Annotated in this window: 10 protein-coding genes, 1 tRNA gene and 1 pseudogene; 7 read left to right on the top strand and 5 right to left on the bottom strand. The window is 69.9% G+C overall.

The genetic code is table 11. The features are described from left to right. Positions 1 to 72 precede the first annotated feature (72 nt). The 3 genes from ACFVT2_RS04400 to ACFVT2_RS04390 are packed head-to-tail and all read right to left on the bottom strand — an operon-like array spanning position 73 to position 5,178. A complete protein-coding gene (locus tag ACFVT2_RS04400; protein WP_390011984.1) occupies positions 73 to 2,208 on the bottom strand; it encodes an acetate--CoA ligase family protein in 2,136 nt (711 codons plus the stop codon). After that, entirely contained in the window at positions 2,208 to 3,437 is a 1,230-nt protein-coding gene (gene frc, locus ACFVT2_RS04395) for a formyl-CoA transferase (RefSeq protein ID WP_390011982.1), read from the bottom strand. Before frc ends, ACFVT2_RS04400 begins: the two co-directional genes overlap by 1 nt. 13 nt (positions 3,438 to 3,450) lie before the next feature. Further along, complete coding sequence (locus ACFVT2_RS04390; protein ID WP_390011980.1) at positions 3,451 to 5,178, bottom strand: thiamine pyrophosphate-binding protein; 1,728 nt, start codon at positions 5,176 to 5,178, stop codon at positions 3,451 to 3,453. Between the two features lie 295 nt (positions 5,179 to 5,473). On the opposite strand from ACFVT2_RS04390, the pseudogene ACFVT2_RS04385 reads away from it, so the two are divergent. Together ACFVT2_RS04385 and ACFVT2_RS04380 are read left to right on the top strand one after the other, a co-directional pair. Next, a pseudogene (locus ACFVT2_RS04385) lies at positions 5,474 to 6,941 on the top strand (aldehyde dehydrogenase family protein). Between the two features lie 294 nt (positions 6,942 to 7,235). Beyond that, positions 7,236 to 7,320: transfer RNA gene (locus tag ACFVT2_RS04380), tRNA-Leu, on the top strand. A gap of 192 nt (positions 7,321 to 7,512) precedes the next feature. Here the strand turns inward: ACFVT2_RS04380 and ACFVT2_RS04375 are convergent. Both ACFVT2_RS04375 and ACFVT2_RS04370 read right to left on the bottom strand, forming a co-directional pair. Next, positions 7,513 to 7,719, bottom strand: coding sequence for a hypothetical protein (locus tag ACFVT2_RS04375; RefSeq protein ID WP_390011977.1), 207 nt, complete (start codon positions 7,717 to 7,719; stop codon positions 7,513 to 7,515). A gap of 87 nt (positions 7,720 to 7,806) precedes the next feature. Then, positions 7,807 to 8,448, bottom strand: a complete 642-nt coding sequence (locus tag ACFVT2_RS04370) for a hypothetical protein (RefSeq protein WP_390011974.1) — start codon at positions 8,446 to 8,448, stop codon at positions 7,807 to 7,809. 793 nt (positions 8,449 to 9,241) lie between these two features. Here ACFVT2_RS04370 and ACFVT2_RS04365 point away from each other — a divergent pair. From ACFVT2_RS04365 to ACFVT2_RS04345, 5 genes are all read left to right on the top strand, one after another. Next, positions 9,242 to 12,643 (top strand): DUF6603 domain-containing protein, encoded by a 3,402-nt coding sequence (locus ACFVT2_RS04365; protein WP_390011971.1) that lies wholly within the window; start codon positions 9,242 to 9,244, stop codon positions 12,641 to 12,643. A 5-nt stretch (positions 12,644 to 12,648) separates the two neighbouring features. After that, positions 12,649 to 14,844 carry a hypothetical protein gene (locus tag ACFVT2_RS04360; RefSeq protein WP_390011968.1) on the top strand — a complete coding sequence of 732 codons (2,196 nt, stop codon included), beginning with the start codon at positions 12,649 to 12,651 and terminating at the stop codon, positions 14,842 to 14,844. Then, positions 14,841 to 19,295, top strand: coding sequence for a discoidin domain-containing protein (locus ACFVT2_RS04355; protein ID WP_390011966.1), 4,455 nt, complete (start codon positions 14,841 to 14,843; stop codon positions 19,293 to 19,295). The genes ACFVT2_RS04360 and ACFVT2_RS04355 overlap by 4 nt, the downstream gene beginning before the upstream one ends. Before the next feature lie 25 nt (positions 19,296 to 19,320). Then, positions 19,321 to 19,830 carry a hypothetical protein gene (locus ACFVT2_RS04350; RefSeq protein ID WP_390011963.1) on the top strand — a complete coding sequence of 170 codons (510 nt, stop codon included), beginning with the start codon at positions 19,321 to 19,323 and terminating at the stop codon, positions 19,828 to 19,830. Positions 19,831 to 19,949: 119 nt separating this feature from the next. Further along, entirely contained in the window at positions 19,950 to 21,293 is a 1,344-nt protein-coding gene (locus ACFVT2_RS04345; protein ID WP_390011960.1) for a hypothetical protein, read from the top strand. Positions 21,294 to 21,318: the final 25 nt, after the last annotated feature.

Raw genomic sequence — 21,318 nt, 5'->3', positions numbered from 1 at the left:
TTCACCTCGGTATTGAAAGAACCCGATCAGCGCGCCCTCTGCTCGATCTCTTCGTGCTCCGGGAGAACGGCCTCAGGTGCTCAGCAGCCCCGCGGCCCGTGCCCAGCGGTACTTCGCGCCGAGCACCGCCACCGGCTTCTCGGTTGTGTAGGGGTAGGCGACGACCCCGTGCGCGAAGAGCCGCGCGGCCGCCTCCTCGACCTCGGTGTCCCCGGCCAGCGACGCCACCACCGGCTTCTCGACGCCGCGCGCCCGGAACTCCTCGACGACCCGCACGGTCAGCTCCGCGAAGACCGCCGGCGGGGTGACGATGGTGTGCCAGTACCCCAGCACCAGCGCATGGATCCGCGGATCCGACAGCCCCAGCCGGAGCGCCGCCTCGTAGGTGGCGGGCGGTTCGCCGCCCGTGATGTCGATCGGGTTGCCGGCCGACCCGAACGGCGGGATCAGGCGACGGAACGCCGCGTCGAGATCGGCCGGGATGTCCATCAGGCGCAGCCCGTTGTCGACGAGCGCGTCCGACAGCAGCACCCCGGACCCGCCGGCGCCGGTGATGACCACCACGTTGTCGCCCTGGGGGACGGGCAGGACGGGCAGCGCCCGGGCGTACTCCAGCAGGTCGGAGAGGCCCGGCGCCCGGATCACCCCGGCCTGCCGCAGGATGTCGTCGTAGACCGCGTCATCGCCCGCCAGCGCGCCGGTGTGCGAACCGGCGGCCCGCGCCCCGGCGCTGGTGCGGCCCGCCTTCAGCACCACCACCGGCTTCTTCGGTACGGTCTCCCGGGCCGCCGCGACGAACGCCCGACCGTCCTTGAGGTCCTCCAGGTGCATCGCGATGCAGTCGGTGTGCGGATCCTCGCCGAAGTACGTGAGCAGGTCGTCCTCGTCGACGTCCGCCTTGTTGCCGAGCCCGACGATCGCCGAGACACCGGTCCTGGTCGTCCGGGCGAAGCCCAGGATCGCCATCCCGATGCCGCCGGACTGCGAGGTCAGCGCCACCCCGCCCTTGACGTCGTACGGCGTGCAGAACGTGGCGCACAGGTCCTGCCAGGTGGAGTAGTAGCCGTAGATGTTCGGCCCGAGCAGCCGGATGCCCCACTCCGCGCCGATCGCCACGATCCGTTCCTGTAGGGCGTGTTCACCGGTCTCGGCGAAGCCGGACGGGATCAGCACGGCGTTCGGGACGCCCTTGCGGCCGGCCTCCTCCAGCGCCGCGGGTACGAGCGGCGCGGGGATGGCGAACACCGCCACGTCCACCTCGCCCGGCACGTCCAGCACCGACCTGTACGCCTTGCGGCCCAGGATGTCGTCGGCGGTGGGGTGCACCGGATGGATTTCGCCGGTGAACCCGCCGTCGAGCAGATTGCGCAGCACCGAGTGGCCGATCTTGCCCGGCGTGCCGGAGGCCCCGATGACCGCGACCGAACGGGGCCGCATCAGCCGCCGCATCGCCGCGAGGATCTCCTCCCGGGTGTGGCGCGGACGCTGCGGCGGTGCCCCCGTGCTCAGCAGGATCCGCACGTCCGCGGCCGTCACCCCGTCCGCCGCGGCGAACACCGGATTGAGGTCGATCTCCGCTATCTCCGGGAAATCCGCGGCCAGTTGGGAGGTGCGGACGATCAGGTCGGCGAGCGCCGCACGGTCCACCGCCGGGCCGCCGCGCACCCCCCGCAGCGCCTCGGCCGCCCGGATGCCGTCCAGCATCGACGCGGCGTCCTCGGCCGACGCCGGCGCGAGCCGGAAGGTGACGTCCTTCAACACCTCGACCAGCACGCCGCCCAGCCCGAACGCCACGACCTTCCCGAACGTCGGATCGGTGACCGCCCCGACGATCACCTCCTGCCCCTCCGGCACCATCTGCTGCACCTGCACACCGGCGATCCGCGCCTGCGGGGCGTACGCCCGTGCGTTCGCCACGATCCCGGTGAACGCGCCGCGCACCTCGGCCGCCGAGCCGAGACCGGTCCGCACCCCGCCCGCCTCGGTCTTGTGCGGAATGTCCGGCGAGACGATCTTGAGCGCCACGGGGAAGCCGATCCGGTCGGCGAGCGCCACCGCGTCCTCGACGGTCTCCGCCAGTCCCTCGGCCGGCACCGGGATCCCGTACGCCTCGGCGATCAGCTTGCCCTCGGGCGCGGTGAGCACGGCCCGCCCCTCGGCCCGCACCGCCGCCAACACACCCCGCACCACGTCTACTTGACTCTCCATCAGATCACTCCCGCCGTCTTCAGCTGCTGCAGCTCCGCGTCGTCCAGTCCCAGTTCCGCGCCGTACACCTCCGCGTTGTGCTCACCCAGCAGCGGCGAACGGTGGACCTCGACGGGGGAGTCGGAGAGCTTCAGCGGCGAACCGACCGTGGTGAAGGTGCCGCGTTGCGGATGCGCGACCTCGACCACCATTCCGTTGGCGGCCAGCGACGGGTCCTCGATGATCTCCTTGGTCGACAGGATCGGCCCGCAGGGGATGTCGTGGGCGGTCAGCCGCGCCAGCACCTCCCACTTGGGGAGCGTGCTGCTCCACTCCTCGATCAGCTGGAACATCTTCGACAGCCTGGGCAGCCGGGCCTCCGGCGTCGCCCAGTCCGGGTCCTGCGCCAGCTCCGGCCGGCCGATCAGCTCGGTGAGCGGCTGCCAGCCGACCGGCTGCACGATCACATAGACGTAGTCGTTGGGCCCGCCGGGCGCGCACTTCACCGCCCAGCCCGGCTGTCCGCCGCCGCTGGCGTTGCCGCTGCGCGGCACCTCGTCACCGAAGTCCTCGTTCGGGTACTCCGCCAACGACCCGTGCGCGAGCCGCTGTTGGTCGCGCAGCTTCACCCGGCAGAGGTTGAGCACCGCGTGCTGCATGGCGACGTTGACCCGCTGGCCGCGGCCGGTCCGGGTGCGTTGGAAGAGCGCGGCGAGGATGCCGGCGACGCAGTGCACCCCGGTGCCGGAGTCGCCGATCTGCGCACCGGTCGCCAGCGGCGGCCCGTCCTCGAAGCCGGTGGTCGCCATCGCGCCGCCCATCGCCTGCGCCACCACTTCGTACGCCTTGAAGCCGGTGTACGGACCTTCGCCGAAGCCCTTGATGCTGGCGTAGACGATCCGCGGGTTGATCTCCTGGATGCGCTCCCAGGTGAAGCCCATCCGGTCGACCGCGCCGGGGCCGAAGTTCTCCACCAGGACGTCGCTGCGGGCGATCAGCTCGGTCAGCAGCTCCTTGCCGCGCGGGGTCTTGGTGTTCAGCGTGATGCTGCGCTTGTTGCAGTTGAGCATCGTGAAGTAGAGCGAGTCGGCGTCCGGGACGTCCCGCAGCTGACGCCGTGTGATGTCCCCGCTCACCGCCTCCAGCTTGATCACGTCCGCACCGAGCCAGGCGAGCAACTGCGTTGCGGATGGCCCGGATTGAACATGCGTCATATCGAGGACGCGAATGCCGTCGAGTGCCTTGGACACGGCGGACTCCCTCCTACTTGTACATGGTCTGGTTCATCGTTCCGGGGGCGTAGGCGTCCGGATCGATCCACACGTTGATCAGCGAGGGCTTCCCCGACTCCCGCGCCCGCCGCAGGGCGGGGGCGATGTCGGCGGGGTCGCGGACCTCCTCGCCGTAACCCCCCAGCATCTGGGCGAACTTGTCGTAGTGGACGTCGCCGAGGGTGTTGCCGACCCGCTCCCGCTCCGCGCCGTACTTGGCCCGCTGGCCGTAACGGATCTGGTTCATCGAGGAGTTGTTGCCGACGATGCCGATGAACGGCAGGTCGTAGCGGACCAGGGTCTCGAAGTCCCATCCGGTGAGGCTGAACGCGCCGTCCCCGAAGAGCGCCACCACTTCCTTCTCCGGCCGGGCCTGCTTGGCCGCGAGCACGAAGGGAATGCCGACGCCGAGCGTGCCGAGCGGACCGGGATCCATCCAGTGACCGGGGGACTTGGGTTGGACGACCTGGCCGGAGAAGGTCACCACGTCGCCGCCGTCCCCGATGTAGATCGAGTCCTCGGTCAGGAAGTCGTTGATCTCGCTGACCAGCCGGTAGGGGTGGATGGGCGAGGCGTCCGACCGCAGCTGCGGCAACCGCTCGGCCAACGCGGCCTGTTCGGCGGCCCGCAGCTCGTCCAACCACTCCTTGCGCCGGGCGGCACCTCCGTTGATCCGCCCGGAAGCGGCCTCGGTGACCGCCTTCAGGACGAGGCCCGCATCACCCACGATCCCCAGGTCGACGTCCCGGTTCTTGCCCACCGTCCGGTAGTCCAGGTCGATCTGCACCACCGTCGCGTCCGCCGACAAGCGCTTGCCGTACCCCATCCGGAAGTCGAACGGCGTCCCGACGATCACGATGACGTCGGCGTTGGCGAACGCGTACCGCCGCGACAGCTGGAAGTGGTGCGGATCGCCGGGCGGCAGCGTCCCGCGCCCGGCCCCGTTCATGTACGCCGGGACGTTCAGCGCCCGGACGAGCTCCACCGCGGCCTCGGTCCCGCGCGTCGTCCACACCTGGCTGCCCAACAGGATCGCCGGTTTCTCCGCCCGCACCAGCAGGTCGGCCAGCCGCTGGACGTCCTCGGGGTCGCCGGCCGAACGGGTCGAGGCCCGGTAGTGCCCGGCCCGTGGCACGCGGGCCGTCGCGGCCGGCACCTTGGCGTCCAGCACATCGCGCGGGATCTCCAGGAACGACGGACCGGGCGCGCCGTGGAAGCACTCGCGGAACGCCATCGAGACCAGGTCGGCGGCGCGTGCGGTGTCCGGCACGGTGGCCGCGAACTTGGTGATCGGCGTCATCATCTCGACGTGCGGCAGGTCCTGGAGCGACCCCATCTTGTGCTGGGTGCGCGCCCCTTGGCCGCCGATCAGCAGCATCGGCGACTCGGCCCGGAAGGCGTTGGCGACCCCGGTGACCGCGTCGGTGGTGCCCGGCCCGGCGGTGACCACCGCACAACCGGGCCGACCGGTGAGCCGGGCGTAGCCGTCCGCGGCATGGGCGGCGACCTGTTCGTGGCGTACGTCCACCACCTGGATGCCCTCGTCGACGCAGCCGTCGTAGATATCGATGATGTGGCCGCCGCAGAGGGTGTAGACGACCTCGACCCCCTCCGCCTTGAGCGCCTTGGCGACCAAGTGCCCGCCGGAGATGAGGTGTTGGGCGTCCCGTGAATCCAGAGCGCCCTGGGCGTCCTGGGTGCCCTGTGCGTCTTCGGGCATGTGCATCGCTTCCCTTCGTTCGGGCCGCGGTTGCTGTTCCGCTGCCTCGACCTGGACGGATTGCGGATCGGGTTACAGATCGGATTGCCGATTGAAGACTGTATACAGTCTTCGGTCGACGAATACTGTATGAACTCCGTTATCCCTCATCACCCACCCGTTGTCCAGGGGAAGCGCGGAGGACCGCAGCGATCACGCCACCCACCAGTCCGTACCGGCCAGCCGGCCCGGCGCTTGCCCTTTCCCGTCCCCCGGCCCAGCCCCTCCGGCCGTGCACCGAGAGCGGAGACACTCGATGGCACCCACCCCCGCCCCCAGGCTCGATCCCACCCCCGATCCCGCCCTCGACGAGGCCCCATTCCTCGTCCGCAAGCCCGGCACCTCCTGGTCGGACGCCTGGCAGCGCGGCCGGGCCGTCGCCCCCGAGGCGTTCTACGACGACCAGGTCGGCAACCTCTGGGCCGGCACCTGGCACCCGGACGGTCACCCGCAGCCCGCCACCAGCCCCGTCGACGGCACCCCGATCGCCGGCCCACCCCGCCTCGAAGCGGACGCCGCCCTCCGCGCCGTACGCGCCTCCCTCGACCAACACCGCACCTGGCGCGAGGTCCCCCTGGCCGAGCGGAAGGCCCGGATCGCCGCCACCCTCGACGCCCTCACCGAACACCGCGAACTGCTCGCCCTGCTCCTGGTCTGGGAGATCGGCAAACCCTGGAAGCTCGCCCAGGCCGACGCCGACCGCGCCATCGACGGCGTCCGCTGGTACGTCACCGAGATCGACCGGATGCTGGTCGGCCGGTCCCCGCTGCCCGGCCCGGTCGGCAACATCGCCAGCTGGAACTACCCGATGTCGGTCCTCGTCCACGCCATGCTCGTCCAGGCCCTGGCCGGCAATGCCGTCATCGCCAAGACCCCCACTGACGGCGGCCTGGTCTGCCGCACCCTCGCCAGCGCCCTGGCCGCCCGCGAAGGCGTCCCGATCACCCTGGTCAGCGGCAGCGGAAGCATGCTCTCCCCCTCCCTCGTCCGCTCACCGGAGATCGGCTGCGTCTCCTTCGCTAGTGGCGACCCGGCCGCGACACCGGCGCCCGGGTCGCCACCGCCGTCGCCGACCTCGGCAAACGCCACGTCCTCGAACAAGAGGGCCTCAACACCTGGGCCGTCTGGAACTTCACCGACTGGCCGTCCCTGACCCCACAACTCCGCAAGACCTTCGGCTACGCCAAGCAGCGCTGCACCGCCTACCCTCGCTTCGTCGTCCAGCGCGACGCCTTCACCGACTTCCTCACCGCCTACCTCCCCGCCGTCCGCAGCATCCGCTTCGGCCACCCGCTGGCCGTCCCCGACCCCGCCGCCCCCCTCCCCGACCTCGACTTCGGCCCCTTGATCAACGCCACCAAGGCCACGCCGAACCCTTCGGCCCCGTCGACACCATCGTCCTCGTCGACACAGAGGCGGAACTCCTCGCCGCCATGAACGCCAGCAACGCCGCCCTGGTGGCCACCCTCTCGTGCGGTAGCGAGGAGACCTTCGACCGCCTCGCCCCGCAGATCCGCGCCTTCAAGGTGGGCCACAACGCGCCCGGCTCCCGGGGCGACCGCGCGGAACTCTTCGGCGGCTTCGGCAACTCCTGGCGCGGCGCCTTCATCGGCGGCGACCTCCTCGCCCACGCCGTAACCCAAGGCCCCACCAACGAACCCCTCCCAGGCAACTTCCCCGAGTACCACCTGATGCCGTGTTGCCGTGTTGCCGTGACGCCGTGACGCCGTGACGCCGCGGGGTCGTGATGGCGCGATGTCGTGGGGTCGTGATGCTGCGATGGCGCGGGGTGGTGCTCAACGCTCGCCGCCGTGATCGCCCGCCCACCACCGACGCTCACCCCTACGCCCACGCCCTCGACCTCACCGCACCCCCTCACGCGCCCCTCGCCAGTTCCGCCCTCACTGCCCTCATAAGCGCCCCTTATGCCTGGCATGGATACGCAGGTGAAAGCCACTCCGAAACCTTGGTATTGTTGTCCATGTCGCCGCGGGGCACGCCCCGCGAAGATCACCTAAGTCCGGGTGGCGGAATGGCAGACGCGCTAGCTTGAGGTGCTAGTGCCCTTTATCGGGCGTGGGGGTTCAAGTCCCCCCTCGGACACACACGCAAAAAGCCTGGTCAGTGCGCTGACCAGGCTTTTTGCGTAAAGAGGTCGGATGGGTGGTCGAAATGGGTGCGCGGGCCCTTGGCGGAGCAGTGCGCTGACCTGGCGTTTCTCCCGAGCTCCGTCGTGGGGGGCGTGTCGGGCTCACGTGGAGATCATGTGTGTTCAGGGCTTGCGGCCTCGTGGAGTCAGCGCTGTGGCTGCGCCGGATTCCCAAGAGTGGCCTTGCGGGTCAGGACGATCACCTCGTCGACCTGCATCGTCAACGCCACCAGCTGCCGCTCGCCGCGCTCCATCCGGGCACCGCGCACGCCATTGCCGTTGACGATCTGGCCGGTGACCACGGGCGTCCCGCGAAGCTGGGGCAGAGCCGGAACGCGTCTGGGGGTGGGCATCGGCACGTGCGTACGCATCCCGGACACCCCGCGGCGGAGGGCGCGACGGGGCGTGGAGGAGTTTTCTCTTTCGGGGGTTGCGATAAGTCAGTCGACTATCTGGTTTGCGGGGACATCACAGATCAGGTACGGGATGCGGGCCTCGCACGCGTCGCAGGAGTGGGCGGTCCATGAGCTTGTGGCGCCCTTTCCGTGCCACTGCCGCTTGCTGGGGTCGTCCGCCTTGCGGCCAACGAACACCATCTCGCTCATGCGCAGATATTCGACGGATTTCCATGAAGGTTTTTTTCTGCCCAGTCCAAGAAGGAGCTTCATGGCGGCACACGGATTTGACACGCTGCGTATGCTTGTGTCCAGATCTACGTTCTCGTTTCGGATGGTCCACCAACCCGTGTGACGTTCGGGTACCTGTGGATTCACCGTTTCCCAGGCTCCCTGGTGATAGGTGATGCCGGCGAGGTGCTTTTTCTCGATCCATGGGTCAGGATTCCGCCCACTGGAGGCGACGAGGAAGTACTCCTTCCCGCCGATTTTTGCCTCTAGCACACCCATGATGAAAGTTGCGGCTTCATCCTGCATCAGCGCCTCGTCCTGCCTGAGATTATGATCAATCTTGACGAGGACCTCGCGTAACTGCTTATTGTCGGTCACCTCCGGGATGCCGTGGAGCAGTTTCCCTCCGGCTTTCTTGTTCCTCGCATAGCGGCATCGAGGGCAGGCGTCAGACATTTTTCCACCATGCCGGAGATTCGTTTCGGGCTCCGGATTCCGAGGGCGTTTCTTCACGGGCACGCGCAGCCGCCTCCCGAATTATCAAAGGTGCAGGCGAATAGAGCGGAACTACATCGTGCCCCAGCCTCGACGAGAAGGCGAGAGGCCGTTTTTGGACGCCATCGCGCGACGTTCAGCTACCGACTCTTCGCTCTCCGGAAGCCACTTTTCGATCTATTTCGATACAGATCCATGACCGCCTTGAGGGGATCAGTGCTGCCAGATCGCCTTGAATGTCAATATAGTGCTCAATAGTTAGATTCTGTTGCGAAAATCGACAAAAGCATCAGAGGTTACCGCCTTCCGTCTGACTCAATTACCTCCGATGTGGATTGATTCTGGCGCTGGTACTGTTCGCTGGCGCTTCGCGTTCAATGCTTACCGTGGCCCGCGCCCTGCTTGGTCAAATGTTCGGGAGGAATGCGCTGTGGCGATGACTGTCGGCATGCTCCGGGAATGGCTGAACGGTATTTCTTCGGGGCGGGAGCTGGCTCTTCCTGATGGGCTCCCGGACGGGTTGGGGGACCTCAAGAAAGCGGTGAATGTCAAGGCTCTCGCAGACTGGTTCGCCGTCGGGGAGAGCCTCACGGGAATCGACCCGGATGCGGAGAATCTGTGTCTCGGCGGAACCATTGCCCCGGATGCGCCGGCGATCTCCTTGTGGTTCTTTGCTGCCGATGGCTCGGAATCTGTGGCTGACGACGCCGAAATCGTCGGTGTCCAGATCGCCGTGTCGCTGAAGGATCATCCCGTGGCATCGGTCCTCAGCGACATCGGATTGCAGGACCTCCTGCTGGTCTACGAGATCCGCATGCTGGATGGGGCTGCCGTCCGTGAGGTCTATGCCCAGGCGGAGCTCCCCGTCCAGGGCGGGGAGCCGCTCCTCATCACCTGCATGCTCGATTTCGACGCGGGACAGAAGAGTTTTGAGTTCATCGTGGAGCCCGAGTCCGGAAAGGAGGGGAACATCGCTGAGGCGTTCTTCGGGCTCTTCGGCGCCGACCTGCCGCCCTTCTTGAAGGACATCGCCGTGGTGCGCCTTGCGCTGGCGTATGACAGGAGTGTCGGAAGCTCCGGGTTCCGGGTGGAGGTGGACACCCGGCTCCAACTGGGCGACATCACCGCCGACCTCGACGTCACCGTGGCGCTGACCAAGCGGTCCGGCGGCCACGGGTACGACCAGGAGTACACAGCGCGCCTGGTCCTGGAGGCGCCCGCGCAGAGTGGCGACGAAGGCGAACGCATCCTGCTCGCGTTCCAGGGCACCATCGACAAGCCGAGCTCAGGAGCCTGGGAACTGAGCGCATCGCTGGAGGACGACGGTGAAGCCCTGAGCTTGGCTCTCGTGGCCGACGCCATGGGGATCGACATCCCTCCGGACGTAGCGGCTCTTGTCCCGGCCTTCCATGCCGCCTCGTTCCTGTACCGCTTCCCCGCCGGAACCTCGAAACAGGGTTCGCTGGCGATGTCGGCGGAAGTGGGTCTTGTGAGGCTGGTGCTGGCGTCGGTGCCGGCGTTGAGCGGGGCATCGGCCACGAGGCTGGTGGCCGTTCAAGGCAAGGTGCAGGCCAGGGCGTCGGATCTCCCTCTGCTGGGCGAGCGCATTCCAGCGAGTCGCGATCTGGTGGTGGACACGGTTCATTTCGTCTACGCGGCCCGTCAGTTGCCGGTGGACGAGGTCAAGAGGCTGAACCTGCTCATGGAGGGCCTGCCGGGGGAAGGTCGGGGACTGCCCCTCGTGCTGCTGGAGCAGCCTCTGGAGCGCGGCACGACCATAAGCGCGTCGATTACCGCCGGGGGCGTGGCGCTGCTTTCCCTGGTCCGACGTCCGGACGCACCGGCCGGCAGCGGGATCGTCGTACTGGGCCGTGAGCGGGCGGCCGAAAAGGGCGAGCCCGCCAAGGATCAGGACCTGGGCGGGTTCGCCATCGGCCCGGTCCGCTTCCACCGCGCCGGGCTCGGCTACGCCTTCGGCCGTCTCTTCGTCGCGCTGGACGCCACCATGACGGTGGGCCCGCTGACGGTGGAACTCCTGGGGCTCGGGCTGGGGGTGGACAAGGACTGGAACGTCACCCCGGAGCTGCGCGGCGCGAGCGTGGCCCTGGAGCGCCCGGGCCCACCCAAGGTGGCCATCGCCGGAGCGTTCACGCGCCTCGACCTGGGCCCGAAGTTCGAGCTGGCCTTCGCCGCCACAGGCCGGATCGAGATCCAGGACCTCATCAGCCTGCAGCTGGCCGGCAGTTGGGCCCGCAACCAGGCGGGCTGGGACTCGATCTTCGCCTACGCCGAACTCGTGGCCGGCAAGAACCGCGTCAACGGCCTGTTCAGCGTCGGCCCGGTCACCTTCACCGGGATCGCCCTCGGCTTCGGCATCAACAGCACCGTACGCATCCCCACAACCAGCGAGGTCAACCACTTCCCGCTGGTCAACCGGCTGGGCGCCCGCCCGCCCGGGCCCGGTGGCGAGGTCGAGAAGCTCACTCCGGCCCAGGCAATGAACGAACTGGTCGGCCCGGGCGGCTGGGTGACCCCGGCCCAGGGCCAGTACTGGGTGGCGGGCGGCATGGAGTTCACCGTCTACCGGTTCATCCAGGCCAGGGCGATCGCCCTGGTGGAGTGGGGCGAGGCCGGCTGGAAAGCCATGCTGGCAGGACGCACCACACTGGCACTGCCACCCACCACCGTTCCCGACGAGAGCAAGGCGTTCGCGCCGGCCGCGGACCTCGGCCTGTCCCTGGGCGGCCCGCTCGGCAAGGTGATCGTCGACTTCGTCTTCGCCTACGACTCCGCGCTCGGCCGCTTCTCCATGGACACCGTGATCGCCGGAGGCTCGTACATTCTCGATCCGCAGGCGACCCTCACCGGCGGGATCTCCTTCTACGTGTGGGGCAAGGACCTGCCCGCCCAGGGGGTCCGCAAGGGCTTCGTCCTCTCGGCCGGCGGTTACCACCCCCGGTTCCGGGTGCCGGCGTACTACCCGAAGCCGCCGCGCATCGGCTTGGTGTGGGAGCGCGGCCCGGTGTCCATCCGGGCCCAGGCGTACGCGGCGCTGACCGACGGGGCGTTCATGGCCGGCGGTGAGCTGGCCGCCGTCTACGACAACGGACACGGCATCAACCTGCGGGCCTGGTTCACCGCCTACGTACACGCGCTGGTGCAGTGGAAGCCGTTCTACGCCGACCTGGCGCTGGGCCTGAGCATCGGCGTCGCCGCCACCGTCAAGGTGCTGTTCGTGCGGATACGCATCTCTCTGGAGGTCGGGGTCGACCTCCAGCTGTGGCTGCCGCCGGTCGGCGGCAGGGCCCGGGTGAAGGTCTGGTTCATCACCTTCACCCTCGGCTTCGGCTCCGACCGCAAGGGCGCGCCCCCGGCGGAATGGGAGGACTTCCACGTCCAGCTGCCCGCACCCTCCCGCACCGTCCTGAAGCAGGGCTGCGAGCTGCCGGACGTCACCCAGGCCGAGTCCGAGGCCCGTACGGCGGCCGCCGAACCGGAGCTGGTGCGCATCGACGGATTCACCGTGGCCGTCGAATCCGCGCTGCCCGCCTCGAAGATCACCCTCAACGGCAAACTCTTCGCGGGCAGCGACGACGCCCGGATCGACATCCGCCCGATGAGGCTGACCGGCGTCGTCTCCGAGCAGGTCGTCCGGATCCTGGACCAGCACGGCGACCAGTACGGCTGGGAATGTGCCCGCTGGACGGTCACCGCCACCCGCGAGGGCCTGCCGCAGGCGCTGTGGGGCAAGCCGCTCGCCAAACCCGACCAGGCGCTCGACCAGCCCGGCCTGGTCGACGGCTGTCTGACCGGGCTGACCATCCAGGTGCCCGGACCGACCCGCAGTCTCGGCGTCGGACCGGTACCCGCCGAGGCCCTGGACGTCGACGGCCTGCCTCCCGGCCGGATGCCGTTGCGTGACGAGACGGTGGCCGGCTCCTCCCCGGTCGCCGACCCCCACAGCATCGCGCTGATCGGCGAAACTCTCGACGATACCGATCCCGAGACCGGGACCGTGGGCCGGCGCACCCGGGCGCACGACGCGCTCGCCGCACTCGGCCTGGCCCCCGGCAGCGACGGCCCACTGACCCGCACCGCCCGGCTGATCGGCACCACCCTGACCGATGCCCCGCTCCTGACCGAAGCCGCGAGGTGACCACCGTGCCAGCCCGCCCCGACCTGGACGTCACGTTCTACGACCACCTCGCACCCGCGACCACAGCCGGCGTCTACACCATCACGGTGGAACACCGCCTGACCAAGGACGGCCGGCCTGTAGACGCCACGGCCGAACTGCCCAGAGCCGAGGGCCGCTACGAGATCCGCGCGGCCCGGTTCCACCTCGACCCCACCTCCGTCCACGCCACTTACCCCGCGGCCGGAGCGGCAGGCCGTTACACCCACGTCCTGCCGCACATCACGCTCAACCGGGCGATCCTCCCGTGGGAGCGCCAGTTGCTTGGACGGGCCACGGTCCCCGCACCCTGGCTGGCGCTGCTGGTCCTCGCCGAGAGCGAGGCCGTCGACGACCCCGACGCCAAGGGCGAATTCACCACCCGCCCCATCGGCCAACTCCGCAACCCCGCCGAAGCGGGCACCGCCGGGCCGGAGCTGTCCGGAGACATCGACGACGACCTGCCCTGCCGCACCATCGACGTGCCGGTCGACGTCTTCCACGCGGTCGTCCCACGCGAGGACGAGCTCTTCCACCTCATTCACGTGCGCGACGTGCGCACCGCGCCCCAGCTCCGCGACGACGGCGAGGTGCTGACCGAAGGCGAGTACGCCGTCGTCGCCGCCAACCGCTTCCCCCGCACCCCCGGCACCTACGCCGTACACCTGGTCTCCCTGGAAGGCCACCTGGGTCGCCTCGCCCCCGGCAGCCTTCCCGGCAGCGAGCACGTACGGCTGTGCAGCTTGTGGTCCTGGTCGTTCACCAACGCCCCCGACGGCACCCTCGACCCCGGCACGCTGTTACGCGGCCTCGTCGCCCCCGGCGCCGAGGATCCGGAGAACCTTGCGCTGCGCCACACTCCTGCATCCGGGTCGGCGGCCACGCCCGAGGAGCAGTACGCACGCACCCGGCTGCACCACGGCTACAGCGCCGTCGCCCACCGCACCCTGGCGGGGGAAGCCACCTACGCCTGGTACCGGGGCCCGTTCAGCCCGCTCACCACGCCACCCCTTCCCACCGCGACCCTCGACGGCCCGCACACCACCGCCGACCACGCGCTGATCTACGACCGCGAGTACGGCGTGTTCGACGTCAGCTACGCGGCGGCGTGGACGCTCGGCCGCACCATCGCGCTCGCCGATCCGGACTACAGCGCCGAGGCGGTCGCAGCGCGGCGCGCACTGTCCGACCGCGCCGCCACCTTGGCCGCGCTCGGCAGTGACCCCGACCGCGCCCGGCACGACCCCGACGCCCGGCCCGCCGCCATGGCACTGAGCGAACTCTCCTCGGCCGGCTTGGGACGCCGCCTGGTCCAGGCTCTGCGAGCCGACCTGCGCCCCGAACCGGTTCCCGTACCGGCGACGCGCACCGCCCGCGCCGAACCAGCCGCGCTGCTCGCCGACCCGCGCGCCCGGCAGTCGCTCAGCGCGGTGGTCACCGCGAGCACCCCCACCATGCCCGAGTGGCTGGAGCGTCTCGCCCTGCTGCGCGGCGTGCCGTTCAACCACCTGGTACCCGACCCGCGCTTGCTGCCACCGGAGAGCCTGCGGGCCTTCCGCATTGACGAGGCCTGGATCCAGGCACTGGTGGCCGGCGCGACCGACGTCGGTGCCCACACCTCCGTCGACCGCGACCTCGACCCGCTGCTGCGCGAGCGGCTGGCCCGCGCTCCCGGCAGCCGGTTCCCAGCGGCCGGTCTCTTGATCAACTCCGAGCTGGTCCGCGCCTGGCCCGTCTTCGACCTGCTGGCCACCCGGGGCGGCGAGCAGGTCGGCGAGCTGCGCCGCGACCACCTGGCACCCGACATCCTGCTGGTGCTGTGGGACGACGTCCCGGACAGCGTCACCATCCGCGAGCCCGGTCAGGGCATCCACTTCGGCATCGACTCCGAACAGCGCGTCAGCCTGCGCCACCTGACCGGCGACGACATCGGCTACCCCACCGGCACCGAGTTCCCCGACCCGGCGAGCGGGCGCACCGTCTTCGACCATCTGCGCCCCGGCCGTCCCGGCGCCCTGCCTGATGTCCTCGACCTCCACGGCACGGACGGCTTCGTCGCGGCGCTGTCCGCCGCCTGCGGCGCGGATGGCGAGCTGTCGCCGGGCCAGCTCGCCCTGGAACTCGTCAACGCCCCGCTGGAGCAGCTCCTGCTGCCTGCGCCCACCGCCGAGGAGACCACGTGAGCGACACCGACCTGATCGTGCCCGTCCAGGTCCACGCCCTGCTGGCCAACCGGAAGGTGCGCACCCTGCACCCGTTCCACCGCTACCAGCCGAGCTTCGACCGTATGCTCGGCACCCTGCCGGACGCCGAGGGTCGAGGTGCCGCCGAACCGGAGGCGTTCAGCGGGGCCAAGGAGGTCGGCGCGGACGAGACCTTCGAGGGCGTGCACGTCCAGTGGGAGCTGCCGGAAGCGCTCACCGACGGCTTCGTGGCCGAGGGCGAGGGGGACACCCACTTTCCCCTGGTGCCCAACCGCTGGTTGGTCGTCCGCTACTCCTGGGTGCGTGGTGTCCCCAAGGCCGTCGGCTGGGTCGTGCACAGCGACTACCTGTACTCCGACGACGACGGAGACCTCTGGGACGACAACGATGTGATCAACAGCTTCGTCAACCCGCGCAGGACGGATGCCCCCGAGGTCGACTGGCTCGGCCGCGTCCACAAACTCGCCGGCGGCCCCTGGCAGGAACCGCCGGGGGACCGGGAACCGTTCCTGACCGCCGTGGGCGCGGGCCTGCCCAGCTTCGCCGCCTTCGAGCCCTACCACGAGAACGTCTTCTCCCTCCACGACGACCTCCAGGACCTCAAGGACCCGGCCCACGGCGACAGCTACCCGCCCGACGCCACCCTGAGCTACCTGGTCGTCGGCTGGTACAGCGACACCGACAAGGACATCCTCAACGTCGCGGCCGGCATCCCCGGGCTGCTGCCCCCGGATGCCGACGGCAACGTGGCCGCCGACGTCATCGCCGCCCTCGGCTGGACCGTGGCCGGGCGCACCGCCACCGTCCAGGGCGGCATGGGCACCGTGGCCGGGCACGACGTGGCGAACGCCCTCGACCACCAGGACGACACCTACTACCTGAGCGAGAAGGCGCCCGTCCGCTCGGACCGCATCACCGTCGACCTCGGCAGCGTCCAGCAGGTCACCTCGCTGCACGTGCTGGTGGGCGACTCCGACGATCGGCACCCGCTGCCCGCCGTGCGCGTACAGACCTCCGTGGACGGTACGGACTGGCCATCCGCTCACCACCAGGACTTCGACGCCGGCACCCCGGTCATCGAGTACACGCCCGAGCAGCCGGTCACCGCCCGCTACGTCCAACTGTGGATGCTGGAGGCCGGGCCCGGGCCCGTCGCCGTGCGGCGCTTCGAGGTCACCGCCGCCCCGCAGACGAGTCGAAGCCTGTACCACGGCACCGCGCTCGGCCTGGAATGGCAGCGCGACGGCGAAGCCCCCGAAGACGACCGTCCCGACGCCACCCACATCAAGATCGCGTTCGGGCACAGCACCGGCGAGGCCGCCACCACCCTGATCGGCCACCAGACCCGCTCGTCGCGCACCGCCCAGCTCTTCAGCGCGCTCTACCACGGCACGCTGGACACCTTCGACGGTGCCGACGGTGACCGCGACCTGGCCGAGGTCACCCACCGCAGCTGGTTCTCCGGCAGCGACGGCGGACACACCTGGCAGATCGTCCCCCGCGACGACCGGGAGCCCGCCTCCGGACGCTCGGGTACGGCGGACGACGAGCCGTTCCCCCTGGACGAACTCAACGCGGCCCAGACCGAGTACGACCACGTCCTGCGACACCTGACGGAAGACCAGTGGCGGGTCTGGGCACTGCACTGGCTGCGGCATCTGCCCGCCGGCGAACGCCCGGACGACCTGCCCCCGGAGTTCGACGCCGAGTGCGACCGACTGCTCAACCCCGCCAACGACGGCCCGGCGCAACAGGCCGACGAGGCCCTGGCACGGCTCGCCGAACTCCGGCACCACATGCCCGAGGCGGCAGACGGACAGGACCTCCAGGACGCCATCGACGCGTGGGCCACAGCGAAGGGCCTGGCCGACCACCTCCAGCTCAAGCGGCTCCCCCAGGAGAACTTCTACAAGCCGTCCGACCCCGCCTTCCTCATCGAAGGCACCGGCGGCGGTACCGTCCCGCTCACCCGCGACCGCGACAACCCGCTGCCCTGCCGGCTGCCTTCCCACCTGCTCACCGAGGTCAAGATCGGCGCGGACTGGACGGAACCGCCTGCCAGCCCGCCCGACCCCGGCATCATCGGACTGCCCGCCGCCTGCGCGGACCTGCTCAGGGAGTTCGCCCTCCTCGACGAGGCCGCACGCACCCCCGACAACGGCCACACCGCCCTGCACACCATCACCCAGAACCCCGCCACCCATGCCAGGGGCCCACTGGCCGAGTACTGCGCGCCATGGCGCCAGCCCTGGCTGCCGATGCTGCTGATGTGGAAGCTGAACTACTTCCCGACTCCGTACCACACCGCCGACGGCTACCACTGGACCTTCACCGCGCCCCCGCCCGACAGCGGACTGGACTCCTACAGCTACCTCTGGAACGGCACCGGCACCCTGAAAGCCGACTTCGAGAGCGAGGGCGACGTCCTCAACCGGCTCTTCCGCTCCCGCGCCTACCTCGCCCCCACCACCGTCTACGTGCTGCGCGAACAACTGGCCCGCTACCGGGCCGATTACCCCAGCGCCGACACCGCGGGCCTGGCCGCACTGCGCAGGGAGCTCGAACCGCTGGACATCCTGTCCCAGACGCTCGACGGCTTCAACGACTGGCTACTGCAACTCGACGGCGGCGCCCAAGTGCCCACCGAGCCCGAGGTCGCCGCCCTCACAGGGCAGCAGAACCACGTGCCCGACCCGGCCGGCGGGCCCCACCAGAAGCGCTTCCAGCCCGTACGCGCGGGCCAGTTCTTCCTCACCGACCTGCGCATCGTCGACCGCTTCGGCCGCTGTGCCGACCTGGTCACCTCGGGCGCGGGAGGCAACTGGTACGACCAGTACCCCCTGAAGACCCCCTCGGTGGCCCCGAGCCGCGACCTCTACACCGAGCCCCGGCTGGTCAACCCGGAGCGGTTCGTCCAGCTCCCGCCCCGCATCCTCCAGGACACCCGACTGGCGATCACCGAGGCGCCGTCCGGCCAGGCCGACGGCCTGGCGGGCCTGCTCCTGGTCAACCACCTCGACCGGACCCTGGGCGTGTACGGCCCGACCGGGCAGGCCCTGGGCGAACTGCGGACCATCACCACGAGCGACAACACCCGGGTCACCGCCTACACGCCGCTCCCGCACTCCCCGTACACCGGTCGCACCGACCCCCGGTTCACCACCGACCACCCGCAGCTGGCCGGCTTCCTGACCGGCCTGCTCGACCGCGACGACTCCGCCGGCGCCTTCGAAGCCCTGGTCGCCACCATCGACAAGAGCCTTCGCGCCATCGCCGACCCCGCAGCCGAGGACAGCCGGCTGCCCGGCCTGCTCATCGGACGGCCCGTCGCGCTCGTCCATGCCACCCTGGACATCGAACTGCACCACCAGCTACCGGCCGATCCGTCCTGGGACACCGTTCTGGGCCCATCCGTTCTGTACCCGTCCGGCGGCACAGAGTACGACGAGAACTGGGCGATCCGGCTGGGCGACCCGCACGCCCTGGACGACGGGCTCATCGGCTACTTCGGCTCCGATCCCGGCCAACCGGTCGACTACGGACTGCTGCGCGCCCTCGATCCCGCTGCCGACCACGACTACCTCCGGGCGACCACCAACGGCAGCGACCTCGCCCTGCCCGCCCGGCCCACCACCCGCCCGTTCACGCGTCACGTCACCCTGCTCGCCCACCCCCACCTGCCCGTCCACGCCACCACCGACATCCTCCCGGTCCACTCGCTGCGGCTCGACCCGGAGCGCGTCCACCGGGCACTCGCCGCCGTCCGTGCCTCCTTCCGCCTCAACCCGCTCCTAGCCACCACCCGCAACCGGCGAAGCCTCAGCACCACCATGACCGAGGACCCGGACCACCCGCTGAGCAACATCTCCGACAGCGCGTCGCCCTCGGCGGAGTTCCGCAGCCTGGACGTTCCTGCGGCCGGCAGCACCATCACCCTGGACTTCGGCTCCGCCCGGCAGCTCACCGGATACTCCCTCCACACCGGAACCGCCGGAGGCGGCGACTGGCCGGGCACCCCGCTCCTGGAGTCGTCCGTCTCCGGCGACGACGGCAGCTGGGAACCACGGGACTTCGACACTCGGCAGCCGGCCAACGACCACGCCCTCGCCACCCCGGTCCCCGCCCGTTACCTGCGTCTGCGGCTCACCACCGACGCCGACGGCACCTTCGGCATGCGGACCTTCCGGGCCACCTGTGCCCCCGACGACGCGGCCCTGGTCGTCCCGCCGCTCTCGGCACGCCACGGCACCTGGAGCTGGGCCCAGCCGCAGGCCACCGAGACCGAGCACCTCGACTGGGACGAGCGCCTGCTGATCCCGGCCGACCACCTCGTCCACCCCGACGACGCGATGCCCACCGCGCGCGCCGGCTACCTCCAGCTCCACCCCGCCACGCAGCAGACCGGCCCGGAGCCCACGCCCCGTTCCTGACGAGACATCAGGAGACTGTCACCGCATGACCGAGCCCGCCGTCACGGCACCCCTGCGCTACACGCTGACCACGTTCCCGCCCGTACTGACCCAGGCCGCCCCCGGCCATCCCCGCCAGGGCCGGCTGGAGATCACGGTCACCCGCGACCCCGAAGCCGTGAGGTCGAACGCCGGCTGCCGCGGCATCACCGTCGAGGTCCCGACCGGCAACGGGCCCAAGGCCCTCACCAACCGGCCCGACCGCATCGACGCCACGTACGCCGCCCCGCGCGGCCGTACCTGGCACATCCGCAAGAGCACTTCCCACAGCGACCGAACCGTCTTCGTCTGCACCCCGGAGAACCCGCGCCACGAAGCCGCCTTCGACGACACCGCGACGTTCACCCTCATCCTCGACCGCATCCCGCTGACCGGCTCACCCGGCACCGTCGCCCTGCGCATCACCGACGAAACGGCCACCGGCTCCGGGACGTACACCCGCCGCGGCACCGACCTGCCGGTCACCCTTCGGCGGGCGCCCGACGGCCGGTCCTGATCCGTCCGGATCCGGCCACCGCCACGAGCTGACACCTGCCGTCCGTCTTCCTGCCGTCGACCGACCCTGACTACCCCGATTCCCAAAGTCCGGGCGTATCCGCCCCGGGAGGACCTACCGTGCATCCCACCACCTCCGACGCACCACTGTCGGTCACCTCACAGACCACCCCGCCCACGCGCTTCATCGTCTCCACACCCACCGAGGTCCAGCGCGGCAGCATCTTCCTGACCTTCGCCAAACCCGCCGCGGCCCCGGACGTGACCTGTACGGGGATCAGCGTGTCGCTGCCCCGCGGGGATGCGGCCACGGACCTGGTCAACGACGAACCGCGCGCCAACTACATGCTCATCGACGACTACCCGCGTGACAGCACCGGCGCGACGTGGTCCGTCCTCCGGCTGCCTGCTGCCCCCGTGCCGACCGCTCCCGAATGGGGTGAGGCTCCCGGCCACCGGTTCGCCAACATCTTCGACCCCCGGGACGACCTCTACTACAAAACCGGCGGACTCGTTCCGAAGGACTCCGCCCTGGTTGTCGATTACGGGGTCGGCCAGGACATCGTCAACCTGGACATCAGGACCGGGATCGACCACCGCTACAAGGTCCAGATGCTGCGTCTGCAGTCGTCCATGGACGGACTGATCTGGGACGACCTCGACACGGATCCCGTCCAGGACACCTCGCGCATCGAGCGCGTCTTCGATCCACCACTGCGCGCCCGCTTCCTGAGGATTCTCACCGTCGTCGATCCGTCGAACGAGGGCTACGCCATCGTCAGGCGCTTCCTGGTCAACCAAGGCGCTCAGACGCGCTCCGACGACGACACCGTGACGTTCGTGTGCACCCCGGACGAGGGGGAGGCGGTCTTCGACGGCTCCCGCGACTTCACCCTGATCCTGTCCAGCATCCCGGTCAACCAGACACCCGGCGCGGCCACCCTCGGGATCACGCAGACGGTGATCGCCGACGGCGGTGAGGACCACCACACCACAAGCCTGGACGGATTCGAGAAGGCCGACAGCGCCTTCGTCTTCGAGAACTTCTCCAGTGAGCAGACCCGCGTCGGCAACGGCGAACACATCACCCTGCACTGGACGGGCAGCCCGGAGAACACCGAATACCACCTCTCCTGGGACGACCGGACCGAGAGGATCAGCGTGCCCGCCACCCGGCACTGCAGCTTCGACACGGCCGACCTGCCCGGGTTCGCCGGGCTCAGCCGCACGACCACGTTCGTCCTGGACGCGCAGACGACCAACTCGTCAGCCCAGACGGTCCACCACTACCAGTCCACCACCGTGACCGTCTCCGACCCCGACATCGAGGCCGCAAGTCTCACCGCCACCGGCCGGATCGCGGTCCGGGAAGGCGGCACCGACACGTTCCTCGCCCGGAGCGACGACGCCAGTACGCAGGCGCTCACCGCCCGCGCCGAAGGAGACGTCACCGTCATCGCCTGACCCGGCCCCCGCAGGTTCCCGCTCC

It is taken from the genome of Streptomyces sp. NPDC058000, from assembly GCF_042886435.1.
Classification (GTDB): Bacteria; Actinomycetota; Actinomycetes; order Streptomycetales; family Streptomycetaceae; genus Streptomyces.
This window is presented reverse-complemented; position numbering and strand designations above follow the sequence as displayed.